The sequence below is a fragment of the Microvirga sp. HS2 genome (assembly GCF_055792805.1).
Window position 1 is genome coordinate 22,048 of the sequence record NZ_JBVVAJ010000026.1, and the last position, 22,367, is coordinate 44,414.

The window sequence follows — 22,367 nt, forward strand, 5'->3', positions numbered from 1 at the left end:
CGCGGTCGTGGCCTGAATGGGCTCCATTTCGGAAAGAGCAAGCGTCGCCTGCTATGCCATCAGCTACTCATGCTCGAACATCCGGGTGATGGAGGCATAATCCATCTTGTTGTCTGCCAAGGCTGATGGGGCCGTGACACGGACCACTTCGCACGGGACGATGTTTCCGGCGCCTCTGTTGGCACGGCGAGCCCATCCACCGTTCGCGGGGCAGTCTCTCGCCGATTTCGTGACCAGGGCCACCGCGTCCTGCTTTGGAGCAATGGAAAGCATTATTATGACACAGGAGGATCTCCATGCCCCCACACTTTGCAAAGAGTTTCAGGATAAGGGACTGACAGGGGGCGATACGAGATGGACATCGGCTGATGCGCGCGAATAGCCTCAGGGCCGGCTAGAAGCGTTCCTTCACTACTAACAGCCACCCCGCCCGTTCTGATGGCGCCCAAACCAGAAATGGGACCCCAGTAATCTTGTATGTGTGGGCAAGCGAGGGCCGGCTGTATCTTGGCGTGACCTCTCCCCCCTCGCCCGGCCGGTGCTTGGCTGTGCGGCGAGTGACAGCCTCAATAAGAATCCGGCGCTCAAGCCATCATGCAAGGCTTCTGGCGATCGGGGATCGGGGCTGATCCGTCACGCGAACAGCGGCAGCCAATACTTCGCGACAGCTTCCGAGGCCTATCGGAAGAAGCACGGCATTAGAATCACCCTGTCTGTGCCAGGAAGCCTATTGGGTAATAGCAGTACACGCATAAGCGACAATGTTCGAACATCAATCGACGGCCAGCCTTGTGCGAGGGACCGCGTAACAGAGGATACTTACGATACCGCCAAATCAAGCTATAGGGTAGCCGGGGCAAGTCTCGTTAGGGTAACATTATTATTGATTGTAGGATCATGAGGATTGATCGAGCGGGCTCTTTGGAAATACCGCTCAGCCTGAACCCTATCTCCTCTCAGGAGATATGAGTATCCCCGATTATTGAGCACCTGAGGGGTTGGGCCCTTGATTTTGACTGCCTGACCGTATGCTCGGTCAGCAAGATCGAAGCGGCCAAGCTGGTCATAACTTGCCGCGAGCCCGAGCCACGCATCCCCATTCCGCGGCTCCGCCTCTACCGCACTTTGGAAATAGCGTTCAGCCAACGCATAGTTCCCGCGGGCGAACTGCTCCCTGCCGACCCGTTCGGGTTGGTCTGTGGCGACAAACGCCTCCTCGACAGTTGTCCCGTTCAGAGAGACGCTCCCTCCAGAGCCGTCAACAGATTGACAGCCCGCCAGCAGTGCCCCAGACAGCACTACAGCCACTATACTTGAACGATACATCGCCCCCCGCCATTAGAACGCATCTGCCACTCGAAGAAGCCTTATGATCACAGGCGTCATAATGACTATCATAATTACAGGGAAGATAAAGAGTCCTAATGGCAACACGAGCTTCACGGGAAGCGCGTAAGCCTTCTGTTCGGCGCGGGCCATGCGCTTGTCACGCATTTCCTCGCTGTAAGTGGTCAATGCTTGCGAAATGTCTGTACCGAGTTCAAGGGACTGCTGCAGGAGAGTGACGAGCGAACGGGCTTCTTCCAGGTTCAGGCGACCGGCGAAGCCATGGAGAGCCTCGATCGTTCCACGTCCTGCCCGGGTCTCTCCCGCCATGAGTGCGAGATTGGTCCGAAGCTCAGGCTGTTTTGAGCCCAGTTCCGTCGTAACGCGTTCCAATGCGGCCTCGAGGCTCAGACCGGCATCGACGCAGACCACCAGCAGATCCAGGAAGTCGGGGAACGCCAGACGGTACCGTTCCTGAAGTATTCTCTGCCTGCGATCCAGAAAGGCCTTAGGCAGGTAATAGGCAAGAATGAAGACACCGGCGAGGACGCCGAACTTCTCCAAGGGGGCCCATTGGCTCAGCGCATTGAACGTAGCAATATAGAAAATTGCGGGAGCGCCGATGACGATCAGCAGCCTGGCAGCAATGAAGACCGCCACTGCATTCTGTGAAAAATACCCCGCCTTGATCAGCTCCGTCCGGAGCCTTCTTTGCTCCTCGGCATCGACGCCGATTTTGCCCGGCTCCAATTTGGCCTGAATGGTCCTGGAGAGCGAGCCGGGAGGCGACGCACCTCCAACTCCACCGCCTGCCCCGACGCCTCCGAAGCGCTGACGAAGCCGGCTCCGGCGCAAAACAAACGTGACGCCGCCGAAAGATGCGAGTGAAACACAGGCGAAGATGAGGCCTAAGATCGCCCAATACAGGAGCATTTGACTGGACATTGCCGCCTCAGAACTTGAAGTTCACCATTTTGTACATGACGATGTTGCCGGCAATCAGGAGCAAGGCTCCGGCGGCGGCAGCAAGGCTCAAGAGCGGATGCCCCGCTACAGCACCGTAATATTTCGGATTGATCAGGTTGATGATGCCGTACATCACGAACGGGAACAGGGAGAGGGCCACGGCGCTGAACCGCCCTTCCGAGGACAGGGCCTTGATCTTCCGCTTCATCCTAAACCGCTCGCGGAGCATCTTTGCCAGGCGGGCCAATATGTCTCCCAGGTTGCCACCCGTCTGATACGAGACCGAGATCGAGGTCACCAGAAAGCCGAGGTCCTCATACCCGACACGCTGGTAGAGGTTGCCGAGAGCCTCGCGAATGTCCCGGCCATACGTCACCTCGTCGAAGACAAGCGCGAATTCAGTCCCGGCCGGGTCGGGCATTTCTCTCGCAACGAGCGACAATGAAACGGGCAGAGGATGGCCGGCCCGCAAGCTCCGCACGATAATATCGAGAATATCGGGGAGCTGCTCGGCGAACCGCCCGATGCGACGGGCTCGCATGAAGAGCAGCAACCCCAGGATGGACAGAGCCGCCCCTGCGCCGCCCAGGGCAACTCCGAGAGACCGCCAGAGCAGGAGCTGGAGCACCATGTAAAGTGCTACCCAGATAACGATGAAAGCCAACCCGATCTGTGGCAGGCGCTGGCTCATCCCGGATTGCTGCAGGAGAAGCTGAAGCCTGCCCGACGGCTCCAAGGCCAGTAAGTTTCCCAGCTTTCGCTGCTTGGCCACTTCGAGCCTACGTTCGTCATGCCGGGATCCCGAGCCGCTCATGGATGAGAAGCGCTGACTGGTGCGCCGACGCGCCACCAAGTCGCCGGTCAAGAAGACATAGGCAAACTGCACGAGCAGGAAGCACGCCGCGAAAATCGAGAAGTAGATCAGCCAAGGCTCAACCATCGTCTTGCCTCACAAAGCGGCATTGGGGTCGAAATAGCTGCCCGGCAATTCGATGCCGTGCGACCGCAGTTCGTGGAGGAACTTGGGACGGACGCCCGTCGCGCGGAACGATCCGATGATGTTGCCCTGCTCGTCCATGCCTTCCCGAACGAAGCGGAAGATCTCCTGCATCTGGATCACATCGCCTTCCATTCCGGTGATCTCCGTGACGCTCATCAGGCGCCGCTTGCCGTCGCTCAGGCGCTGCAGCTGGACGATCAGCTGAATCGCGGATGCGATCTGACCACGGATCGCGTTATTCGACATCGGCATGCCGGCCATGCCGACCATCTGCTCCATACGGCGAACAGCATCACGCGGCGTGTTCGCGTGAATAGTCGTCATGGAGCCTTCATGGCCGGTGTTCATCGCCTGAAGCATGTCGAAGGCTTCCTCACCGCGGCACTCGCCGAGGATGATCCGGTCGGGTCTCATGCGCAGCGCATTCTTGACGAGTTCACGCTGTCTGATTTCCCCACGCCCCTCTGCGTTCGGCGGGCGTGTTTCCAGACGACCAACATGGGGCTGCTGCAACTGCAGTTCCGCCGCGTCCTCGATCGTAAGAAGGCGTTCCTTGGGAGAGATGAAGCTCGACAGAGCGTTCAACATCGTCGTCTTGCCGGAGCCCGTTCCGCCGGACACGATGACCGACATTCTTCCCTTGACCGCAGCTTTCAGCACCTCGGCAATGGGGGGCTTGAGCGCGCCTATATCGACCAGACGATCCAGTGAGAAGGGACGCTTGGAGAATTTACGGATGGAGACGAGCGGCCCGTCGACGGCGATTGGCCGCACCGCGGCGTTGACGCGAGACCCATCGGGCAGGCGCGCGTCGACCATCGGCGAGGATTCGTCGATCCGTCGGCCGACGAAAGCGACGATCTTGTTGACGATCCGCAGGAGATGGGCCTCGTCCTTGAACCGGACCCGCGTGGGCTCGAGCTGGCCGTAGCGCTCCACATAGACCGAAGCATGCGTATTGATCAGGATATCGTTGACCGTCGGGTCCTTGAGAAGCGGCTCGATTGGTCCCAGCCCGAGAATCTCGTCCAGAACCTCTTCCGTAAAGGACTCGAGCTCTTTCTGGTTCAGAGCGATGCGCTCGTTCAGGACATAATCGCTGACGAAGCGCTTGACCTGCCGTGCCAGTTCCTCGGGCGCGATCTTGTCCAGGAGCGCAAGGTTGAACTCGTCGATGATCCTCCCGTGCAGTTCGACCTTCTGATCGATCAGGGCGGGTTTGACTGCGACGAGCTCTTCATAGAGCTTGTTTTCCGTGCTGGGCTCCGGCTGCTTCTCCGGTTCGACGAGTTTTATCTGGGGAGCAGTCTGCCGCCATCTGTCCGAGATGCTGATACGCATTGTTATCTCCTTGGCAACTCTTCTTTTAGACCGGCGTCAGGACGCACTCAGGGAACGGGATCGTGTGGACACGATCCAGTCGCCAATGCGCCGGATGTTCTTTCCAATGGCGCTCTTTGGTGAGGTCTGCATCATGGGGCGGCCAGTGTTGGCGGCTTCGGTCGCCGCGTTCGTGTCCCGCCGCACGAAGAAGACCTGCCATCCACCGAAGGCTCGCTCGATCTCGGATTTGCGTGCGACGCGTCCCAGGAAATTCGTCTCGCAGCCATTAATGACGATGGCCGCACGGTCGGGCCCGATCGAGAGATCATCCAGATGCTTCTGCTTGTTCGTGATCTGTCTGACGGAAGGGACTGTCGCCTCACCCGTCACAACGACAGCGCTCGCGCCCCGCAGCACATTGTCAAACCAGGGCTGCCAGTGATTGGGCAGGTCCAGCAGGACATAGGTGTATTTCTTGCTGAGCTCATCCAGCAACATGAAGATGACCTCCGCCTGAATGGTGTGACTAAGTTCGCGCCGGGGCGGGCACGAGAAAATATCGACCTGGCTGGAGTGCCTGTTCGACAAGATCTCGACGAGCTGTGCATCGAGGCGCTCCGGCCTGTCGATGAACTCGGCGATGTCGAAACGGGCCTCGAGATCGACATAATCGGCGAGCGTGCTGCTTTGAAAGTTGAGATCGAGAACGGCCACTCGCGTGTCCCGTTTTCGGTTGGAGGCCAGATAGACGCCTGTCTCGAGCGCGATGGTCGTATTCCCCACGCCTCCCTTGGCCGGGAGGAAACTGATGATCGTCGCGCTCTCGCCCGCCGAGCCCGTCTGCGTTCCGCCCGCGGCCTGGAAGACATCCTTGAGTTCCTGGGAGACATTATCCCACTTGATCCATTCACCCGCGTTCGTCCGGACGAGGCGCTTATAGGCGTCGGCCGACATGGTATCAGCGACATAGACCACGAAGGCATCGTGGTTTTCAGCCTCTGCGAAGCGGATGACCGCGTCGGCCAATGAAATATCGCTGGCCTCGTTCGGCACGAAGACGAAGCTCTTGCCCCTGCCGTACTCCGTGTGCTTGCGCACATTATCGAGAGACTGCACGACGTTGGCCTTGCGGCCGAGCCCCGCCAGATGCTCGACGAGGCGATGGCCCTGAGAGGCGCTGGAATTGGGCTGGATAACGAAGGTAGCCACGGAGTTGACCCTACTGATGCGGTTCTAACGATGAGATGGAAGCTGGATTGCCAGGTTTTGTCGTTCGCGTCGGATCCACCCGCTGCGCGTCGCGTCTCCGGGAGAGAACCAGCGCGCAGCCTCTTTGTCTTCAGGGCTCGTATGCAGCGGGTTCACCGCGCTTCCGTCATGACCGTGTACTCGTCCCGCTTTGAGACGCCTCTGATGACGTTGACGATCACCCGGTTATCCCGCTTCGCCAGCGTGGCAATAGGGGTCGGCTGCGGGGCGGAAGCAGCCCTGCGCATTTCGTCCAGCTGCGCCTCCAGCTTGGCAAACCGATCATCGTCCTTGTTGGTTTTCTCTTCGATGGCCTCGGACAGGCCGAGATCGGCCAAGGTCACGCGGCGTGCGTCGGCGCTCTCCGCCTCGCCCGCTTGGCGCAGAACCAGGGAAAGCCTGCCAACACCCTGGGCCAGAATGACCTTCTGCGACTGCTGGAGGTTGAGTTCCAAGGTAACAGCCTTGGCGAGGGTCGGCTTGTCGGTCCGCTCGTTGGCGACCTGATCGATGGCCAGGACCTTCACGTTCTGCAAAAGCACATCGGCGGCGGCGGGGTTGGCGCTGCCGCCATTGCGGTCGCCACGGGTCAGAACCACGTCGACGCGGTCACCGGGGAGGATGAAGCCCGCGACGCCGCGGACCTCGTCCACGTTCACGGACACGGCGCGCATGCCCTCGTCGATCAGAGTGGAAAGGGTCGCCCGCTGGTTCGGGCCAGTCACCTTAGACCCGAGGATCGGCTCGTTCTTCTGCATGGACACCAGCGTGAGGCGGCGCCCGTCCTTCAGCAGGTCTTTGACGGTCTTGAACGAGCCTTCCAAAGGCACGCCAGGCCATTCGATCTCGCGCAGATTGTCAGGGGTCAGGTTCGCGCCGAACTCGAGCGGCTGTCCTGCGACGACGATCGTGCCGATCTTCTGCGGCGCCGGTGGCGTCGCCAATCCTAGGAGGTACTCTCTCGAGAGAAAAGCTGCGGCCCCTCCGAAGAGGATGGCAACCAATAGCGCAATTGCACTGCCCGCTCTCATTGTCTCGCCCCCCTGTTAAAGATGCGCGCACCGAACAAGCGTCCCGGTTCCCTAGCCACTAGATCGCTTGGTCCGTGAGACTACTCTCGATATGTTTTTGAAATCAGAAACGAAATGGTGCGAAGCGCATTTTATATTAAGTGCGCTTCGCAGCTTATTTCTTGTATAACTTGAAATTATGGGGTCCCAGCTGGCATCTTCGTCATGGCCGTCTCCAGACCCTGCCAAGCTCCAAGTACCTTAGTGCCGACGGTGCTAATAGTACCGATCACCGCAGCCGTGACGAGGCCGATGAGTACGCTGTACTCGACGAGGGACGCACCTTCTTCATCGCGCAGGAAACGCGTCAGGAACTGAGTCATGTTTGATATTCCCCTTGTGCCGGCAGAAAGTACTGCCTGAGATTTACCTGGGGATCTTCATGCAGATACTGCCATCCCCCAGCAGAAACATTGAACATTCAGAATGTATTCACAGTCAACAAAAGGTTTCGCTCGTATCGTATCTCTGACGGATTAGTTACGCTTGATTATTAGGCTTGTATTGATATTAAGGCCATCTAGGTAATCTCGAAGGGCTACCTCTTTAGAGTATTTTGATGCGAGGCATCCAATCGGGAATTTTGCGAAGGGATCGACAATGCGCAGCAAAGCCTCGACCCAATCGGCTGCCAAACGCTCCCATCTGCCTGCTTTCTCAGGCGTTGAGAGGAGTTGCGCATCGCGATCTGGTACCGCGATCATCATCCATTCTGGTCGCTACCTTCAGGCGAATGACAATCCATATGCGAGTATCACGCGTGGTGTTGCATCGTCCGTGGCGCTCTTGTGCGTGCTGTGAATTGCTGCCTATACTTGAAGCACCAGATCACATTTGCCGTGCGGACCCCGAATGCTTTCGAAGATTGCGTCGCTTCATCAGATCCAGGGTCTGGCGGTCGTCATGCCGGTCCTCGTGCTTGTCGTTATCGACGACCTTCGCAACTTTCGGATTCGCAACCAGGTGGTGCTTGCTCTCCTGGCGTTATTCGGCGCTTTCTACATCGTGAACGGAGACTTGGCTACGTTCACATCGCACCTGCTCTTCGGCCTTGCCATGTTCGGCCTGTGTCTTGTGATGTACAGGTTCGGAATGATGGGCGGCGGTGACGTCAAGCTCCTCGCAGTCGCCTTTCTCTGGATGGGCATCGAGAATTCGACGGTCTTCGCGATGCTGCTCGGCATGCTCGCTCTGGCCTATGCGTCGGGCGCCAGATTTCATTTGCTCCCCTACCGCACTGACAACGGCCGGGTGAAGGTGCCCTACGGACCGACGATTTCACTGGCCTGGACCGGCGCCGCACTCGCGAGCATCGTTATGTGATCCGCGGCTCTCGCAGCCTGGCTCCGCATGTTCTTCCAAAGAGCGCCTGTCCGATATGGCGCCCGACGAGCGCTTTTGCTTTCAACCGGAAGCGACAGGTGTTCACGAACCGGGCTGTTTCATGATTCATCCGCCTGCGGCTCGAACCGAGTGAGTGCGCTGAAAGGCCGTGCCCGCAAAAAGAGCCGCAACGGACGGCCTCGTTGCCGGCCAGCGAGATGATTGCAGACTGGAAGGTGCATCCCAGACAGGAGACACGGGCTCGGCAACAGGACCCGCTATCGGATCGAGCGTTACGTCGGAAGCCTCGATCAAGCTCCCTGCACCCCGCCCGCTGCCACCAGGGGTGCGTTGAGTTCCTCGCCATCGTTCTTCCTGAACGCCAAAGTCAGACGGACGCTCTCAACTTCAACATTGAGGGGACGATCCGCCTCCGGATGCGCTTGCTGCTCCGGCGTTGACATTGATCGTCACCCCGCCAACTCCGCCCCCGGAGGAATCGGTTTGCGGTCCAGTCTGGTAGCATCGAACGGCGCGAGCCATCCGCTCGCCACTGAAGGCAATGTCCTTGTTGGCCGCATGTGCAGGCCATGGATCAGTGACATGCGTCACGATGTTCGTCTGAACCGCATTTCCGGCGCTGAATGCGATCGTGTTCTTGCGGTCCATGTATTCCGAACATGCGGTGAGGCTGCTCGCCGCAACCGCGACAGCCAGTGCCGCCCGCCCCATCCCTGCATAAGCGATCATCGTTCAGTCCCTTGTTTGCTTCGACGGCCAGTTGCGCGCCATCGGCATGCCCAGCATCGGAATGGCTTTTGCTAGTTCTTTGCCCTCACGACGTTGGACCTCACAGGCACGGTTTTGACGGCCGCAACGGGCGCAACATCGGGAGACGTCAGGATATGGCCGTATGGTCCCGTGATCTTCTCACGGTTTGCCAGGATCCACTCCTGAGTCGGAGAAACAGCAGACGGATCACCCGGCTTCTCGACCTCCAGCTTGCCTGTCAGGAACAGGTCTGCGTCGTTGGCCGGCAGCGTCGAATCGAGGGGTGTCGACAGCAGATCACTGGGCCTGCCGGGCTTCACGAGATGTGGGGTCACGATAACGACGAGTTCCGTCTCACGGGATCGGAACTCCGTACTGCGGAACAGTGTTCCCAATACAGGGATGGATCCCAGCCATGGAAGCTGCTCGATGTTGCGTTCAGTAATGTTCTGCAGCAGTCCCGCCATGGCAAAACTCTGCCCGTCGCGCAGTTCGACTGTGGTTCTTGCACTGCGCGAGATAATGCCCGGAATGGCGATTCCCGACGTCACTACCGACAGGGTTGGATCAATGTCACTTACTTCGGGTGCAAGATCCAGATTGATCAGGCCATTGGCCAAGACGGTCGGAGTGAAGTTCAACTGCACACCGAATTTCTCCCACGAGACGGTAATCGTAGGAACGCCCCCCTGTGTGGTCTGGGCAACCGGAACCGGGATCCTGCCGCCGGCATGAAAGGTCGCGGTTCCGCCGGATACGGCAACGAGGTTCGGCTCAGCGAGACGGCGGATGAGGCCCTTCGACTCCAGGGCATCAATCGTCACGTCGAGCATGCGGGAGTTGTTTGCGAAGCGTGCGAGAACCGTTGCAAACGGGACTGAAGATCCGAGCAGACTGTCCAAAACCGTACCGTCAGGCGTTGTGCCGCCTCGACCTATGACGGCTGCCCGCGTCTTCCCCAAATACTCAGACCTTATGCCAAGCTCCCGGCCCGCATTGCGGTTCACCTCGATGAAGCGCACCTTCAGCATCACCTGCTGCGGCGAGGCCACGCGCGTCGCGTTGACCACGCCTCCTGGGGCAAGGGCCTTGGCGATTTCGACCGCCTTGTCGACTGTCACCGCATCGGCCGCCGTTCCCTCCAGAACGAGCTGGTCCCCATTGCTGCGAACCCTGATGCCGCTTGCGCCCGAACCGGCCGAGATCTTTTCCGCAACACTTCCTGTGTCAGGCCCGACCTCGACATCGACCACTCCGATCACACGCCGCGAGCTGTCGAGGATGGAAACGTTCGTCGTGCCCGTCTTCTTGCCGAGAATGTAGAGCGTCTGGTCGCTCAAAGGGATGACGTCGGCAATCTCGGCAGACCCGACCAGCACGTCGGAGAACGGAAAGTCGATGCGAAGCGCCTGGGACTTGTTGTTCGCGAGCCGAACGCGGAGCAACTTCGCGCGCGTGGGCGCCTCTTTAGATTGCGCCTGGGCCTGCGCGGGAGCCACAACGCCGAAATCCGATGCGGCCGAGATCAGCACCCCCAGCGCAGCAATGCCGGCAACTACCTGCCTTAGCCCCATCCGTCTGGCCATCGCCCCCTCGCCACATTATCTGTCATGCCCAGTTACTTAACTGAATAAATGCCAGATATCGACACGGCAAGCTTAAGAACCAGACTTAGTAAAAATAGATCTGAGAACTGAAGAAGTGAGGCGAAAATGACACAACTGCCGCCCCCGATTCATCAAGGGCAGCACTCGCCTCCCACGGGCGAACGCCCTCATTTTTGTTGAATATACTAATGGCAGCCTCGCCCCTGAAATCTTAAAGCGCGAACTGCACGCACTACTTTAGGCGTGTGCTTTTCAGGGCATATCTGCAGAAGCAACCAAACATCTGCTGGTGCTTCCAATCCATTTCGCTACATCCCAGTGCCTAAACAGGACACTGCATATCCTGCGGCAACGCTGACTAAAACTCTGATATGAAAGAATATCACGGAGGCAAGGAAAAGTTGCCTTGATAGGTATAGGCCGCCCCGGAACCAACAATCCGCGTTCTCGCTTAAAGTAAAAGCAGAACCTCGAGAGAAGAACAATGTCATTTTCACGTTTACTTCTCGTGCTTGCGGCAGGCCTGAGCCTGACCTCCTTCGGGGTGCAGGCACAAGTACGCAGGCATTATATCGACCCGCCTCGGGAGATCCCACCCAGCACGCCGCTCTCCGTCCCCGATATCGGCACGACAGGCTCCGTTCGCCCGGCTCCGCCAATCGTCACCGAGTCCCAACTCGCCGCTCCGCCGCCGCAGGGCCTGCCCTGGAGCGGATGCACCACCACAACCTATATGGTAGGCGAAACATTGGATCGTCAGGTGCGTGTGCACCGATGCTGGTAATTCTGACGGCGCTTGCTTCTCGCGGATGTACCGTTTCCGCGAGAAGCGGCAACGGTTCTCCGAGTCTCCTTTTAAACGAGCAGGCTTCCGTCGCCCTCAGGCGCCGGGATCAATCGGCAAAACCACTATGTGTTTCTTCCGCGTCGTCTTCCCTCCAATCCAACAGCAGCAATCGACCCGGATCGTTTCTACGCGTTTCGCAAGAGACGCACCCTGATTCATCCTAATTCCCGGACGGGAGGGATTGCGCTGCAAGCATTTCTTCGCTGTATTCAGGCATCGAGGTGGTCATGATCCACAGATACTATCCGCTTCTGCTCGCTGCCTTGCTATCGGCCGGCTCCTCCGCTCCCGCCCATGCGACGGAGGCACCTGAATTGACACCGCGCATTGGAGAGACCGTTCAAGAATTCGAGGCGAGACAGCGCGGCGTGAAGTTCTCCCGGGCGGACGACCAGCCTGTCACCGTTGATGCCGATCCGAGGGGCCATTTCTATCTTCAACCGCTCCTGGACGATCAACCAGTTCGCATGGTGGTGGACACCGGTGCGAGTTTCGTGGCTCTCACCTATGAAGATGCGGAGCGTGTGGGCGCCAGACTGGCGCCCCGGGATTTCACCCTCAAGATATCGACGGCCAACGGCATCGTGGAAGGAGCGCCATTCCGGATCAGCGAGATCAAGATCAAGGCCCTGATCGTCCGCGATGTGGAGGCAATCGTCCTGCCGAAGGGAAGTCTCGAAGTGAGTCTTCTGGGAATGAGCTTTCTCAGTCGGCTCGGCGGGTTTGACATTTCACAGGGGCGCCTGAGCCTTCGCAATTGATGCGGGTGCTCAACAATTCGGGCGCCGATTTCGGTGTCGAACGACGCTCGCGCAACAATTACTCATAAAACCATCAGCTTATGGCAAACTCGAAGTGACTCCCGCTTCGCGCTGACGGTGCTCGCCCCCAGTCAGAATATTGTCGATCCGAACGATTCACTGGACAATTGCGTCGCCGATTCCGGAATCCGAAGGCCCGTCTGGGCGGTGCATCCGGCATCAGTCGGTGTGGTTGTCACCCACTTGCCGGGAAACCACGATGACAAGAACGCGAATTCAAACTCTCTGCATCTGATGCTGACCGTTACCGACACAGGCACACCACCGGGCCGGCCGACGAACCCTAAAGCCCCTGCTTGCGGGAACCGGTCGTATGTCACTTGAACATCCTCGTCGTGGAGGCTGGGGAACACCCGTCGCATCTGCGTGAGGATGGGAGCCATATTGCAATCTTGATTTCCGGAATTGCACACATACGGGTATGAGGCCGTGGGCTGGCAAAGCACGTCCCGGCAGCTCTTCCCGAGACTACCGTCAGGCCACCACGCAGTATCCTGCAGGGCGGCATTCATGCCTGCGGAAATCGGCGGATTGACCACAGCCCACCGCGCTCCGACCTGTGTTGCCTTGGATGTCGCATTCCATTGATACAGGTAAAGCCCGAACTCTGCGGTCCCCAGCGAAAGCAGAAGGAGCAACGGCATGATGAGCGTGGCTTCGACCAGCGCAGCGCCACCCGTGTCCTTCAGAAATCTACTCTTCGATGAGCGGCTGCTCATGATTCACCCTGAACGTCAGTTCCGGCCCCAAGCCGACGAATGGCAGAAAATCAAAAGTGTAGCGCACGTCCGCCCGCACGATGACATTGGTCTGAGACAAGCGGGTCACCCTCTCGACAGTGAAGCTGTCGAGCCGCCCTGGCGTCGTAACCGCCGCTGGCGGAGAACTGGGTAATTGTGACGTGAAGAGTCCGTAGAGAAAGTAGTTCTTGGCGCGCGTTTCGTCGAATGCGAGAGCATCGGGAAGACGACCGAGATATCGGCCCGTATCCCGGACTGCCTTTTCAATCGCGTGATGATAGGCGAGCGCCCTCGCGAACTCGACACCGCCCGTAAAGAGAATGAGAAGAACCGGGAGGATCACTGTCATCTCGACGAGGGCTGCACCAGACTCGCACTCGAGCACGTCCCTGGCGCGCACAAGTCGGAACCGTTGCTTTCCCATTCCCCCTCCGGCCCTGTCGGGTTTGGCCATATTTTCTTAATAATCCTAAACTTCGGACGCCTGACCTCCAAGCTACCCACTTGGAGTACTCCTTCTTCTCAGATCGGTCGGATAGGAGAATATTGCAAACTCCGCACTCATAGGCGGGGACAGGCTTTTTGTCCCCTGCGGATGGGGGCGGACATGCGGACAGGCCAGCAGAGATTCTTTTGCTTCTTGCGTCGCTTCGGATCGGACGAACATGGCATGGCAGCGATCTACTTCGCCATTGCCCTGCCTGTCATGATCGGCATCTTTGGTCTCTCCATCGATCTCGGGCGTTACACGGGCATGCATACCGAGCTGCAGTCCCTGGCAGATGCTGCGGCCTTGGCGGCTGCCAGGGAACTCGACGGCACCGACACTGCAATTGAACGCGCCACCAGTGCCGCGCGCGCCGTGATCAATGACGCCAAGTTCGCCGATACGTGGTCCGCCGACAATAAGATCATCGATCTTGTTTATGCCGCCAGTTGGAGCGACCTCGCGGCGGGGAAATACCTCGACGAAACGCCCGGCCACTCTGACAGCAAGAAGGCGTCCATCGTGCAGGCGCGAACGGCGACCGCCACCGCACCGACCTCTTTAATCCGGGCCCTTTTTTCCAGCGACCCTGACTTCGAGACGACGGCACGCGCCACTGCAGGCTCGACGACCGTCGCCTGCGCCGTCCAGCCGTTGTTCATGTGCCTTCCGACCGGCGGATCAACTCTACAGCCTGGCATGATGGTTCGGGTCATGGAGCAACCAGGCAATGCGTGGGGACCTGGAAACTTCGGCCTTCTCGATCCGCCATATTCAGGTCTGAACGGGAACGCAAAGGATACAACGATCAAGAAAAACCTTGCTCAAAGCTCCCCAGACGTCTGCTACGTCAATGCACTGACCCCGGCGCAAGGCAGTAAAGCAGGACAGGTGAGAGAGGGACTCAACGCACGCTTTGATATTTTCGACAACAATCCAGACGCAGTCGTCAAAATTCCCCCTGGTCCGAATAATTTCAAAGGGGATCTGGAGTTAGCGAATAAATCGCAATGTGTGAAAGTTCCTTTTACATGGTCCAGCCCGCCTCCCAACGGCCGCATGCCACGTGATAGCTGTTTCCCCTATGGATGTGGCGGCCCCTATGGGAATGGCGACTGGCAGGCGGGAGCAGCGACATACTGGACGACCCATCACTCAACCCCGTATCCCGGCTTTGCGACACGCTTCGCCATGTACATGGCAGAGTTGGGTCTCGATACGGACGGCAATCCGCTACCCATTGGAACGGCTCCGGCCGCCAACGGCTCCGATCCCGAGAAAGCAAGAATGGGACCTGTCTGCGCTGCCGAGAAGGGGATCACCGGCGTCGGCACCTGGGAGCGGCGCGTCATCTACGCGGCCATGATCGACTGCGAGGCGAATGCCGATTGGCTTAAAGGGAACTCTACAAGATCCCCTATCCGAAACGCGGACATCGGCCAATTCTTCCTGACGGAACCGACGGAAAGAGGGCAGGAAATTTACCTCGAGTTCGTCAAAAGGATCACCATGAGTGACGACGAGGGCAAGCTCCATCACATCGTTCAACTCTACCCCAATCCACCCGATCCATAGGGGGCGGATCCCTCCCATCGTCCAGATTTGCGGAACACCATCACGATGGCCCATGCCCATCCGACCGCGCGGGAGGGTCCTCAAAATGCTTTGAGCCAGAGTGCGAAGGCTTGCTGTCGGCCGGCTTGGGGGAATGCCAAACCCGAAGGCACGAAGCAAAGGAGAGATTTTACTCATGTGGCAGCTCTATACGTCGATCGCTATCGGAGGCGTGCTTCTGATGACCACTCCGCCGAATGACGTGAAGGATAAGGGCGTAGCTCCGGCCGTCGCATTCTTGCTCACATGGCCCGTGTATCTTCTCCTCGACATTGCTCAGCAATATTTACGCAGGAAACACAAATAATTTCCGCAAGGCTGTAGAATGATAAGGAGCGGAGTTTGGTTCAGCCTCTAATCAGACCGGCAGATGATCTCTCGCCAGATCGCAGCCCGCGTCCGGTTAGCGACGGCGATCTTTCTCAAGGACAGCTTTGAAATGAGCTTTACCCCCGGAGACATCAGATCCTGGACAGAAAACGTATTAGGCGCTCTCTCGAAGGGATAACCCAGGATCTCTGCCTCTCTAGCCGAGAGTCTCCCGCTCTCCGGTCTTCTGAACGCGCCTCAACATCGGGCGGCTATTCTGATCCTGCTACCGAAGGATTACCTCAGTCGCAGGATCTCCTGATCGTCAGCCACTGAATCAGAATTCTACACGGCAGCGTAAGTGCATGCTGTGTTGATAATGCCAACGCTCAATCATGAACACATCTTGCACTGTCCCAAGTGCGCGTGACATCTCCCGATGGACCATCCGTGCGCACGAAGCACGCCGCCTAAGTCGCAGAAGCCCATTCATAAAGAAAGGTCCCATGCCCGGCGGCAATCGCCGACGGGAGTACAGGAATTTGTGAGGGCAAGCGCACCAAACAATGCTATTCTCAACCCAAAAGGGCTGACGCGCCTTCATGGCCAGAAACGAGGTGCCTCATGCGGTTCCTGCTCGTTTGTGCCCTTTGCGTCGTCGGAGTGCCTGCCATCGCCCAGGGGTTTGACATTCGCACTGTCAACCGGGTACGGGTCTGGAGTCCCAAGCCTCCACAACAAGCACCAATTGCGGCCGAGTTGCGAGATCCGGAAACAACGGAATCGCCCGCCGCTGAACCGGACGATCCGCAGGCCATCAACGGCGTTCGGGTTTGGAGTCCCAAGCCGTCACCGGCCCCAGTTTTCGTCGCGCCGCCGCTGCCGCCGATATCGATCACAATCAATCAGATGAATTACGGGACGGCATACCCGGATTATGGGGACGACCCGGGTTACTGGGGCTACGATGGGGCATTCTACCCATTGTACAGGTCGGTTTTTTGGCGGCGCCCATTTTTCCACCGGAACCGTTCATATTTCAGCACTCATTCGTCCTTCCACCGTCCGCTGATGTCGGGTTCTCGCGCCTTCCCGATCCGTCGGTGGTGATGACGAGGTGCCAGAAAGTTCCGATGAGGTGGGTTAAGCGCCAGGCGCCATAGGTCTCCACGAAGGTCGTTGCAGCATGGTGCCGAGGAGACGCACTGGATGTTTAGCCCCGACATTTGGCGGAGCGGGTCGAGCCTGAAGCGTTGGGGCTCGGCTGTCCAGATCCTGCAGATGCACTCGTCCGGGGTGATGCCGCGCAGGGTTTGAAGCCTACGAGCAACATTGTAGGCGGCAAGGAAGTCGCTGAGGTGCCCCGCAGCTGGTTATGACCATCGGCGGTCTTTTGCCCTGACCTGCCGGGGGAGTGGGAGACTGAAATGCGGAACGCATCGGATCAGACTTCTCGTCTGATGCTCTAGTGACATGTCGTGTCGGTGTGCCTTTCTCGGCTGCTTGCGTCCGAAGGACCACTCTAGGTCACGCACTAACGATCCCCGGCCCTCCACCAATGTCCGCTGTTCCCGCCTTAGGCGGACATTCGATCTGCTTCCCAGGCGTGCCAACTGCAGACCTTGCCTTGAGCTCATAGGGCACCATAGAACTAAGCCCCGAGGGCCTGCCTGTGGCTGTGCGGCCTGTCCACACAGGCGACCGGATTTCCGGTTAGGTCTAAGCACAGATCAGGCGTACGTTAGAAACGGCTTGCCCGGTAAGGAGTAGGATCGATTGTTGGTTTCCTGCTCGCAACTAAGTCAGAGACCAGGAGGCCTGTCGTTGAGCCCCCAATCAGTCCCGTTTGACCGTGGCCGAACGCAAGCATGACGTTCCTGTGCCGGGATGACGGCCCGATAACCGGCAGGGAGTCAGGTGTCGCGGGGCGGTGCCCCATCCAAACGGAGATGGGTTCGCCGGTCATGTCGGGAAAATAGCGTTTCGCAATCTTTCCGAGGGCGGCGGCACGCCGCTCGTTCATCGGTGCGTCGAGGCCTGCGATCTCCGCCGTTCCAGCGATACGAAGGCCATGCTCCATCGGCGTCATCATGATCTTTGCGGCCAGTGGATAGAGTGGGCGCTTTGGTGCCGTCGCCGGCATGGGCAGCATCACATGGTAGCCGCGCAGGCTTTCAAGCGGGATCCTGAGACCGATCCGGCCAGCCAACCGCTGAGACCACGCGCCGGCGGCAATGACCACCATGTCGCACGCCATGCGTCCGGCATCCGTTACGATAGCGTGGACCTGTCCGGCACCCTGCTCGAAGTCCTTGACCGACGCCCGAACGAAGCGTCCCCCGTTCCGCGCGACACCTTCGGCAATGGTTGCTACGAGGCGATGCGGATTGCTGCAATGGCCGGAATCAGGAAGGTAGACAGCCTTCGCAAACCGAGGTTTCAGCGAAGGCTCCAACTGGCGGATTTCGTCGGGATTCAAAGTCTCCGACCGAACTCCGAGCGAAGCCCTGAGCTCTCGACCGAGCGCATCCTTGGCGAAAGCTGCATCGCTCTCATAGAGGTAGAGCTGACCGGAGACATTGAGCAGGCTTCCAGCATCGACACCTAGAAGCGTCCGGTAGTGTGTGAAGCTATCGGCATGGAGCGAACGAAGCGCCCTTGCAATGCCGTCGATGCGCGGGCCTGCTCCCGCCGCGATGAATCTAGCGAGCCAAGGCATGGCGCGAGGCAGATAGCGCCAGTCTATCCACAAGGGACTATCAGGATCGGTGATCCAGGATGCGGCCTGTCGCACGATGCCCGGTGTGGACAGCGGCACCACGGAGCCCGGGCCGATGCTTCCGGCATTGCCGAAGGAGCATCCCTCTCCCGGCGGCAAGGGATCGTAAATCGTAACGGAGTGTCCGTCCCGCTGGAGAAAGGCTGCACATGAAACTCCGATGACGCCTGCTCCGACGATAGCGATGTTAGCCAAGGCTCTTCTCCCTCACAGTGGAAGACGTAGTCCGCAACCGGTACGGCCGGCTTCGGCGATCACCTCGGCTGCAATGGCGAGATCGCCGAGAGCGAAGCCAGGGAACAGGAACATGGCGCGCTGCTTCTCATCCGTGCGGCCGGGAGCGGTCCCAGCCACGAGGGACGCCAGGTCCGCATCGAAAGGACCCGGATAGCGGAGCTTGGCACGGTTCGACGGATCCGCGGCCTGAACATGATCGTCGGTGGCGAGAATATCGAGAGAGCGCAGCCCCTCGCCGCGCCAGGGACGGCCCAGATCGACCGCGGCGACGAAGCAGCCGGGCCTCAGGAGCGAGGCATCAAGGAACGGCTCGAGGCCGGGCTGTGCGGGAACCGTCGAGATGACTACGTCGCAGGCGAGCACCTCATCCGGCGTATCCGTTACCACGGCATCGAGGCCGCTTTCACGTGCATAGGCCGCGAGCTTTTCAGCGGATGAGCGTCCACGCGAGTTGCACACAACCGTGCGAAGTCCGGACAGCACATCCCGAAGGCTGGCGAGATGTCCGTAGGCTTGGGCACCACATCCGATGAAGCCGATGGTGGAACTCTCTGGGTGTGCGAGATAGGAAGCCGCCAGCGCTGACATGGCAGCCGTACGTAGCACCGTGAGACTCGTTCCGTCGAGAACCGCTACCGGAACTCCCGTCGTAAAATCGCTCACCACAATCAGACCGTTGACATTCGGCAGACCGCGCTCGCCGTTATCGGCGGCAACGCCCACCCATTTCGTCGTCGCGAATGGAGGGTCGGGCATGGCAGCGCAGAGTGATTGAAAAAAGTGCCCGGGGCCGACCGGCACGGTGAGCTTCGGCTGAACGTGGACCCTACCCTCAGCATGCAGGCGAAAGGCACGTGCAATCGCTTCCCGTGCTGCCTTGGGCTTTATATCGAGTGCGGCAATGTCCGCGCTGGAAAGATAAAGCAGCTTGCTCATTGCCCTCACCCTGCTCGACTCCTGGGCGCAGCAGGGACATCGAATTCACGAGCGATCTTGTCCGAGACCTGAACTGCATTTTTGAAGCGATCGATAGAGAAAAGATCGATCGGTGTCTCGGTTCTACCGTCGACGATGAGATCTGTGAGCACCGCAGCAACTCCGGGACCCACCTGGAAACCATGCCCGCAGAACCCGAAGGCATGGAAGAGGCCGGGGGTCGTCTCGCTCTCGCCGATAACCGGCAGCATATCGGGCAGATAGCCCTCGATGCCCGACCAGACCCGAATGACCTGCGCTGATTTCAGGAACGGGGCAATCTTCGCTAGGCTGCGCATGCCGTTGAGCGTCTTGACCGGCGGCACGGGAGCTCGATTGAGCACCGGATCGGCCACCGTCCGCGGATAGCCTGCGAAAATCACATTGCCGCGCGGGATCTGTCGAAAGATCGCTGAACCGTCCACAGCCTGCACGGAAGGCGTGACCTGATAGGGAATGGGTTCGGTCACGAATTGCGGAGGACCGGCCGCAAACATCGGGGCCGTCTCGCCAAAGGCTTCCGCAATGGCCAGCGCCCAAGCCCCGGCGGAGTTCACCACAGCATCGCAATCCACCACGCGACCAGTATCGGTCTGTAGAGTAAAGCAGGCACCTTTCCGATGCACCTCGGTCACACGGCTATGCTCGACAACTTCCACGCCGAGGCGCTGCGCGGCTCGCGCGACAGCCACCGACACGAGACGAGGGTTGGCCGTGGCATCTCGCGCCGAGTAGGTTGCCGTCCGTGGTGCTTCTCCCACCCAGGGCCAACGGCGGCGAAGCTCGTCACGGCCGATCCGCTCGATCACGAGGCCATGGCTCTCGGCGACGCGTGCATGCTGTTCCAGCTTCTCCTGCTCGGCATCGTTCATTGCGATATAGAGATGGCCGGTCTTCTCGAACTCGCACCTGTCGCCGATCAATTCCTCGATATCTTCCCAGAGCGCTTGGGATCTGAGAGACAACGGATACTGCCCCGGATGACGTCCCTGAAGGCGCAGGTTCCCAAAGTTCACTCCGCTCGATTGGGCGCCGACGATGCCTTTCTCGATCAGGATCACATCCACGCCGCGTCTCGCGAGGAAGAGAGATGTCCAGGTGCCGATGAGTCCGCCCCCCACAACGACAACACGCATCTTCGTCGTCATGGCTCCAGCTCCGCTGCGGCATGAAGAGGAATCGGCTTCACCGGGGCCTGCATACGCAATCGACCGGCTTCAGCGATTGGCGCGTCGCAGGCTCCCGCCACGATCTCCTGCAGGGCCGGACCACAGAAGCGGCCTTGGCATCGGCCCATGCCGCAACGCGTGATGGCCTTGACGCGATTGACCTCACGTGGTCCCAGCTGCGCACGAACGGCGGCTCGGATTTCTCCCACCGTCACTGCCTCACATCGGCAGGCGATGGTTTCGTCGGAAAGTGTCGTCGATTGCGAGACCGGCCATGCGAATGCTCTAGCGAGCCCTCGTTGGAACTGTCGCAGGCGTTCGACGTCCCGCCGCAGTCGGGCCAGCTCGGCCTCCGGCTGGGTCCGGCCCATGTCTGCGAGCAGCGCGTAGGCTGCGAGCGCACCACTGGCTTCTGCGGCGTCCGCTCCGCCGATTGCTGCGCCATCACCGGCGAGATAGAGGTCGCCCCCCGCCCGTCCGTCGGCATCCGTCTCCGGCAGCCATAGGCGGAAGATCGGGTCGAACCGGAAGCGGGCGCCGGCCAGCTCGGCCAGTTGAGTCTCCGGCTTGAGGCCATGTCCATATGCGACGGCATCGCAGAGGATGAGCCTTTCCCGTCCTCGGCCATCTGTGATCCGCACGCCCTCGACATGACTCTCCCCCTCAATTCCACGGGGCGTTGCGCCATCGATGACGGGAATACCGGCCCTGTGGAGCGCCGCACGGTACATGATGCCTCGCGCCAGCGTGCGTGGGCTCGCCGCAAGGTCCCGTATGGCCGCCCATTTCGCGGAAAGCGGAGACGTATCCACGACAGCTGCAATCGATGCGCCGCACTTATGGTATTGCAGCGCCGCCAGAAACAGCAACGGAGAGCTTCCGAGAAAGACGATGCGGCTGCCGATCAGGCACCCCTGATCCTTGAGGATCACCTGTGCGCCACCCAAGGTGAAGACGCCGGGCAATGTCCATCCCGGCAGAGGCATGATCCGATCCGTAGCGCCGGTTGCGAGGATCAGCGCATCATATGAAATCGTACCCGCTACACCATCGCACAAGGTGTGAAGGACGTTCTCATGGACGCCCCAGACCAGAGTGCCGGGCCGATAATCGATCTTGTCTCGGAGAGATGCGAACAGTGAATGCAGCCTCTGATACTTCTCTGCCTCCGAGCCCATCAAAGACTTGATGTCCAGAGCAAGGCTCTTGGCCGGCGCACGGTAGCCCTGGCCCCCTACCTCCCCTGCCTCGTTCACGAGAACCGGCTTCAAGCCCGCCTCGGCCAGAACGGATGCAGCGCGTATGCCAGCCGGTCCCCCGCCGACGATCACCACATTATGCATCGGCGTGAGCCTTCTGAGGGTCGGTCCAAATGACCATGCCGTCGGCCGCGAGGGTCGTGCATGCTCGCACGCGATCGCCGTCTCCGAGCGTGACCCAGCAGTCCTGGCAGGCTCCCATGAGGCAGAAACCGGCGCGCGGCGCGCCACCGAATTCGAGATGTCGGACAGATCCTCCATTCAGAAGGAGCACCGCGAGCAGACTATCGCCTTCGACGGCCTCGGCCGCATCCCCGTCAATCGTCAGGCGCAGCGTCGCGCCGTGACGGGGAACGGATCTTACAAACTGTCCCCTATGCGCCTTCTTTGGCTCGCCCGACATCTCTGACCGCCACGTTTCTATCGCGATGCAATAACTTTTGTGGAATGGTAAGATTGTCGGAAAACCGCTGTCAAGAAAAAGCCATTAGATCTT

At 59.4% G+C, this 22,367-nt stretch carries 20 protein-coding genes and 1 pseudogene; 4 read left to right on the forward strand and 17 right to left on the reverse strand.

Going from position 1 to position 22,367, the window contains the following annotated elements; translation table 11 throughout:
* Nucleotides 1-840: 840 nt before the first annotated feature.
* The 7 genes from ACS5Q0_RS19670 to ACS5Q0_RS19700 all read right to left on the reverse strand — a co-directional run bounded on the left by ACS5Q0_RS19670 (nucleotide 841) and on the right by ACS5Q0_RS19700 (nucleotide 7,256).
* Nucleotides 841-1,326 (reverse strand): tetratricopeptide repeat protein, encoded by a 486-nt coding sequence (locus tag ACS5Q0_RS19670; protein WP_473128341.1) that lies wholly within the window; start codon nucleotides 1,324-1,326, stop codon nucleotides 841-843.
* A 12-nt stretch (nucleotides 1,327-1,338) separates the two neighbouring features.
* Nucleotides 1,339-2,271, reverse strand: coding sequence for a type II secretion system F family protein (locus ACS5Q0_RS19675; RefSeq protein WP_473128342.1), 933 nt, complete (start codon nucleotides 2,269-2,271; stop codon nucleotides 1,339-1,341).
* Nucleotides 2,272-2,278: 7 nt separating this feature from the next.
* The gene (locus ACS5Q0_RS19680) at nucleotides 2,279-3,232 is read right to left on the reverse strand and encodes a type II secretion system F family protein (protein WP_473128343.1); all 954 of its coding nucleotides are present in this window, start codon (nucleotides 3,230-3,232) and stop codon (nucleotides 2,279-2,281) included.
* Nucleotides 3,233-3,241: 9 nt separating this feature from the next.
* On the reverse strand, nucleotides 3,242-4,633 hold the full coding sequence (locus tag ACS5Q0_RS19685) for a CpaF family protein (protein WP_473128344.1): 1,392 nt from the start codon (nucleotides 4,631-4,633) through the stop codon (nucleotides 3,242-3,244).
* Between the two features lie 36 nt (nucleotides 4,634-4,669).
* A complete protein-coding gene (locus tag ACS5Q0_RS19690) occupies nucleotides 4,670-5,824 on the reverse strand; it encodes a CpaE/TadZ family protein (protein ID WP_473128345.1) in 1,155 nt (384 codons plus the stop codon).
* A 152-nt stretch (nucleotides 5,825-5,976) separates the two neighbouring features.
* Nucleotides 5,977-6,894 (reverse strand): Flp pilus assembly protein CpaB, encoded by a 918-nt coding sequence (gene cpaB, locus ACS5Q0_RS19695; RefSeq protein ID WP_473128346.1) that lies wholly within the window; start codon nucleotides 6,892-6,894, stop codon nucleotides 5,977-5,979.
* Between the two features lie 176 nt (nucleotides 6,895-7,070).
* Nucleotides 7,071-7,256, reverse strand: a complete 186-nt coding sequence (locus ACS5Q0_RS19700; protein ID WP_473128347.1) for a Flp family type IVb pilin — start codon at nucleotides 7,254-7,256, stop codon at nucleotides 7,071-7,073.
* Between the two features lie 529 nt (nucleotides 7,257-7,785).
* On the opposite strand from ACS5Q0_RS19700, the gene ACS5Q0_RS19705 reads away from it, so the two are divergent.
* Nucleotides 7,786-8,256, forward strand: coding sequence for an A24 family peptidase (locus ACS5Q0_RS19705; protein WP_473128348.1), 471 nt, complete (start codon nucleotides 7,786-7,788; stop codon nucleotides 8,254-8,256).
* 408 nt (nucleotides 8,257-8,664) lie between these two features.
* On the opposite strand, the gene ACS5Q0_RS19710 is transcribed toward ACS5Q0_RS19705, so the two are convergent.
* Complete coding sequence (locus ACS5Q0_RS19710) at nucleotides 8,665-9,006, reverse strand: hypothetical protein (RefSeq protein WP_473128349.1); 342 nt, start codon at nucleotides 9,004-9,006, stop codon at nucleotides 8,665-8,667.
* Nucleotides 9,007-9,077: 71 nt separating this feature from the next.
* Nucleotides 9,078-10,613 carry a type II and III secretion system protein family protein gene (locus ACS5Q0_RS19715; RefSeq protein WP_473128350.1) on the reverse strand — a complete coding sequence of 512 codons (1,536 nt, stop codon included), beginning with the start codon at nucleotides 10,611-10,613 and terminating at the stop codon, nucleotides 9,078-9,080.
* Nucleotides 10,614-11,118: 505 nt separating this feature from the next.
* On the opposite strand from ACS5Q0_RS19715, the gene ACS5Q0_RS19720 reads away from it, so the two are divergent.
* Nucleotides 11,119-11,418 (forward strand): hypothetical protein, encoded by a 300-nt coding sequence (locus tag ACS5Q0_RS19720; RefSeq protein WP_473128351.1) that lies wholly within the window; start codon nucleotides 11,119-11,121, stop codon nucleotides 11,416-11,418.
* A gap of 290 nt (nucleotides 11,419-11,708) precedes the next feature.
* A complete protein-coding gene (locus ACS5Q0_RS19725; protein WP_473128352.1) occupies nucleotides 11,709-12,242 on the forward strand; it encodes a retropepsin-like aspartic protease family protein in 534 nt (177 codons plus the stop codon).
* A 131-nt stretch (nucleotides 12,243-12,373) separates the two neighbouring features.
* On the opposite strand, the gene ACS5Q0_RS19730 is transcribed toward ACS5Q0_RS19725, so the two are convergent.
* Both ACS5Q0_RS19730 and ACS5Q0_RS19735 read right to left on the reverse strand, forming a co-directional pair.
* On the reverse strand, nucleotides 12,374-13,021 hold the full coding sequence (locus ACS5Q0_RS19730) for a TadE/TadG family type IV pilus assembly protein (RefSeq protein WP_473128353.1): 648 nt from the start codon (nucleotides 13,019-13,021) through the stop codon (nucleotides 12,374-12,376).
* Nucleotides 12,996-13,466, reverse strand: a complete 471-nt coding sequence (locus tag ACS5Q0_RS19735) for a TadE/TadG family type IV pilus assembly protein (protein WP_473128354.1) — start codon at nucleotides 13,464-13,466, stop codon at nucleotides 12,996-12,998. The genes ACS5Q0_RS19730 and ACS5Q0_RS19735 overlap by 26 nt, the downstream gene beginning before the upstream one ends.
* Before the next feature lie 246 nt (nucleotides 13,467-13,712).
* Between ACS5Q0_RS19735 and ACS5Q0_RS19740 the strand changes: the two genes are divergently transcribed.
* A complete protein-coding gene (locus ACS5Q0_RS19740; protein WP_473128355.1) occupies nucleotides 13,713-15,104 on the forward strand; it encodes a TadE/TadG family type IV pilus assembly protein in 1,392 nt (463 codons plus the stop codon).
* 1,565 nt (nucleotides 15,105-16,669) lie between these two features.
* On the opposite strand, the pseudogene ACS5Q0_RS19745 reads toward ACS5Q0_RS19740, so the two are convergent.
* The 6 genes and pseudogenes from ACS5Q0_RS19745 to ACS5Q0_RS19770 form a co-directional block, all read right to left on the reverse strand.
* Nucleotides 16,670-16,813: pseudogene (locus tag ACS5Q0_RS19745) on the reverse strand (IS481 family transposase); the annotation flags it as partial.
* Nucleotides 16,814-17,193: 380 nt separating this feature from the next.
* Complete coding sequence (locus ACS5Q0_RS19750; RefSeq protein ID WP_473128356.1) at nucleotides 17,194-18,426, reverse strand: NAD(P)/FAD-dependent oxidoreductase; 1,233 nt, start codon at nucleotides 18,424-18,426, stop codon at nucleotides 17,194-17,196.
* 12 nt (nucleotides 18,427-18,438) lie between these two features.
* Nucleotides 18,439-19,404 carry an ornithine cyclodeaminase family protein gene (locus ACS5Q0_RS19755; protein WP_473128357.1) on the reverse strand — a complete coding sequence of 322 codons (966 nt, stop codon included), beginning with the start codon at nucleotides 19,402-19,404 and terminating at the stop codon, nucleotides 18,439-18,441.
* A gap of 5 nt (nucleotides 19,405-19,409) precedes the next feature.
* Nucleotides 19,410-20,591, reverse strand: a complete 1,182-nt coding sequence (locus tag ACS5Q0_RS19760) for an NAD(P)/FAD-dependent oxidoreductase (RefSeq protein WP_473128358.1) — start codon at nucleotides 20,589-20,591, stop codon at nucleotides 19,410-19,412.
* Nucleotides 20,588-21,955, reverse strand: a complete 1,368-nt coding sequence (locus ACS5Q0_RS19765) for an FAD/NAD(P)-dependent oxidoreductase (protein WP_473128359.1) — start codon at nucleotides 21,953-21,955, stop codon at nucleotides 20,588-20,590. The genes ACS5Q0_RS19760 and ACS5Q0_RS19765 overlap by 4 nt, the downstream gene beginning before the upstream one ends.
* Complete coding sequence (locus ACS5Q0_RS19770) at nucleotides 21,948-22,274, reverse strand: (2Fe-2S)-binding protein (protein WP_473128360.1); 327 nt, start codon at nucleotides 22,272-22,274, stop codon at nucleotides 21,948-21,950. The genes ACS5Q0_RS19765 and ACS5Q0_RS19770 overlap by 8 nt, the downstream gene beginning before the upstream one ends.
* Nucleotides 22,275-22,367: the final 93 nt, after the last annotated feature.

What these genes read in the sequence shown, in the direction of transcription:
- ACS5Q0_RS19740 (WP_473128355.1), top strand. Translation starts at nt 13,713, where the DNA reads ATGGCAGCGATCTACTTCGCCATTGCCCTGCCTGTCATGATCGGCATC.
- ACS5Q0_RS19770 (WP_473128360.1), bottom strand. Translation starts at nt 22,274, where the DNA reads ATGTCGGGCGAGCCAAAGAAGGCGCATAGGGGACAGTTTGTAAGATCC.
- ACS5Q0_RS19675 (WP_473128342.1), bottom strand. Translation starts at nt 2,271, where the DNA reads ATGTCCAGTCAAATGCTCCTGTATTGGGCGATCTTAGGCCTCATCTTC.
- ACS5Q0_RS19720 (WP_473128351.1), top strand. Translation starts at nt 11,119, where the DNA reads ATGTCATTTTCACGTTTACTTCTCGTGCTTGCGGCAGGCCTGAGCCTG.
- ACS5Q0_RS19715 (WP_473128350.1), bottom strand. Translation starts at nt 10,613, where the DNA reads ATGGCCAGACGGATGGGGCTAAGGCAGGTAGTTGCCGGCATTGCTGCG.
- ACS5Q0_RS19685 (WP_473128344.1), bottom strand. Translation starts at nt 4,633, where the DNA reads ATGCGTATCAGCATCTCGGACAGATGGCGGCAGACTGCTCCCCAGATA.
- ACS5Q0_RS19730 (WP_473128353.1), bottom strand. Translation starts at nt 13,021, where the DNA reads ATGAGCAGCCGCTCATCGAAGAGTAGATTTCTGAAGGACACGGGTGGC.
- ACS5Q0_RS19765 (WP_473128359.1), bottom strand. Translation starts at nt 21,955, where the DNA reads ATGCATAATGTGGTGATCGTCGGCGGGGGACCGGCTGGCATACGCGCT.
- cpaB (WP_473128346.1), bottom strand. Translation starts at nt 6,894, where the DNA reads ATGAGAGCGGGCAGTGCAATTGCGCTATTGGTTGCCATCCTCTTCGGA.
- ACS5Q0_RS19755 (WP_473128357.1), bottom strand. Translation starts at nt 19,404, where the DNA reads ATGAGCAAGCTGCTTTATCTTTCCAGCGCGGACATTGCCGCACTCGAT.
- ACS5Q0_RS19670 (WP_473128341.1), bottom strand. Translation starts at nt 1,326, where the DNA reads ATGTATCGTTCAAGTATAGTGGCTGTAGTGCTGTCTGGGGCACTGCTG.
- ACS5Q0_RS19700 (WP_473128347.1), bottom strand. Translation starts at nt 7,256, where the DNA reads ATGACTCAGTTCCTGACGCGTTTCCTGCGCGATGAAGAAGGTGCGTCC.
- ACS5Q0_RS19725 (WP_473128352.1), top strand. Translation starts at nt 11,709, where the DNA reads ATGATCCACAGATACTATCCGCTTCTGCTCGCTGCCTTGCTATCGGCC.
- ACS5Q0_RS19735 (WP_473128354.1), bottom strand. Translation starts at nt 13,466, where the DNA reads ATGGGAAAGCAACGGTTCCGACTTGTGCGCGCCAGGGACGTGCTCGAG.
- ACS5Q0_RS19680 (WP_473128343.1), bottom strand. Translation starts at nt 3,232, where the DNA reads ATGGTTGAGCCTTGGCTGATCTACTTCTCGATTTTCGCGGCGTGCTTC.
- ACS5Q0_RS19705 (WP_473128348.1), top strand. Translation starts at nt 7,786, where the DNA reads ATGCTTTCGAAGATTGCGTCGCTTCATCAGATCCAGGGTCTGGCGGTC.
- ACS5Q0_RS19710 (WP_473128349.1), bottom strand. Translation starts at nt 9,006, where the DNA reads ATGATCGCTTATGCAGGGATGGGGCGGGCGGCACTGGCTGTCGCGGTT.
- ACS5Q0_RS19760 (WP_473128358.1), bottom strand. Translation starts at nt 20,591, where the DNA reads ATGACGACGAAGATGCGTGTTGTCGTTGTGGGGGGCGGACTCATCGGC.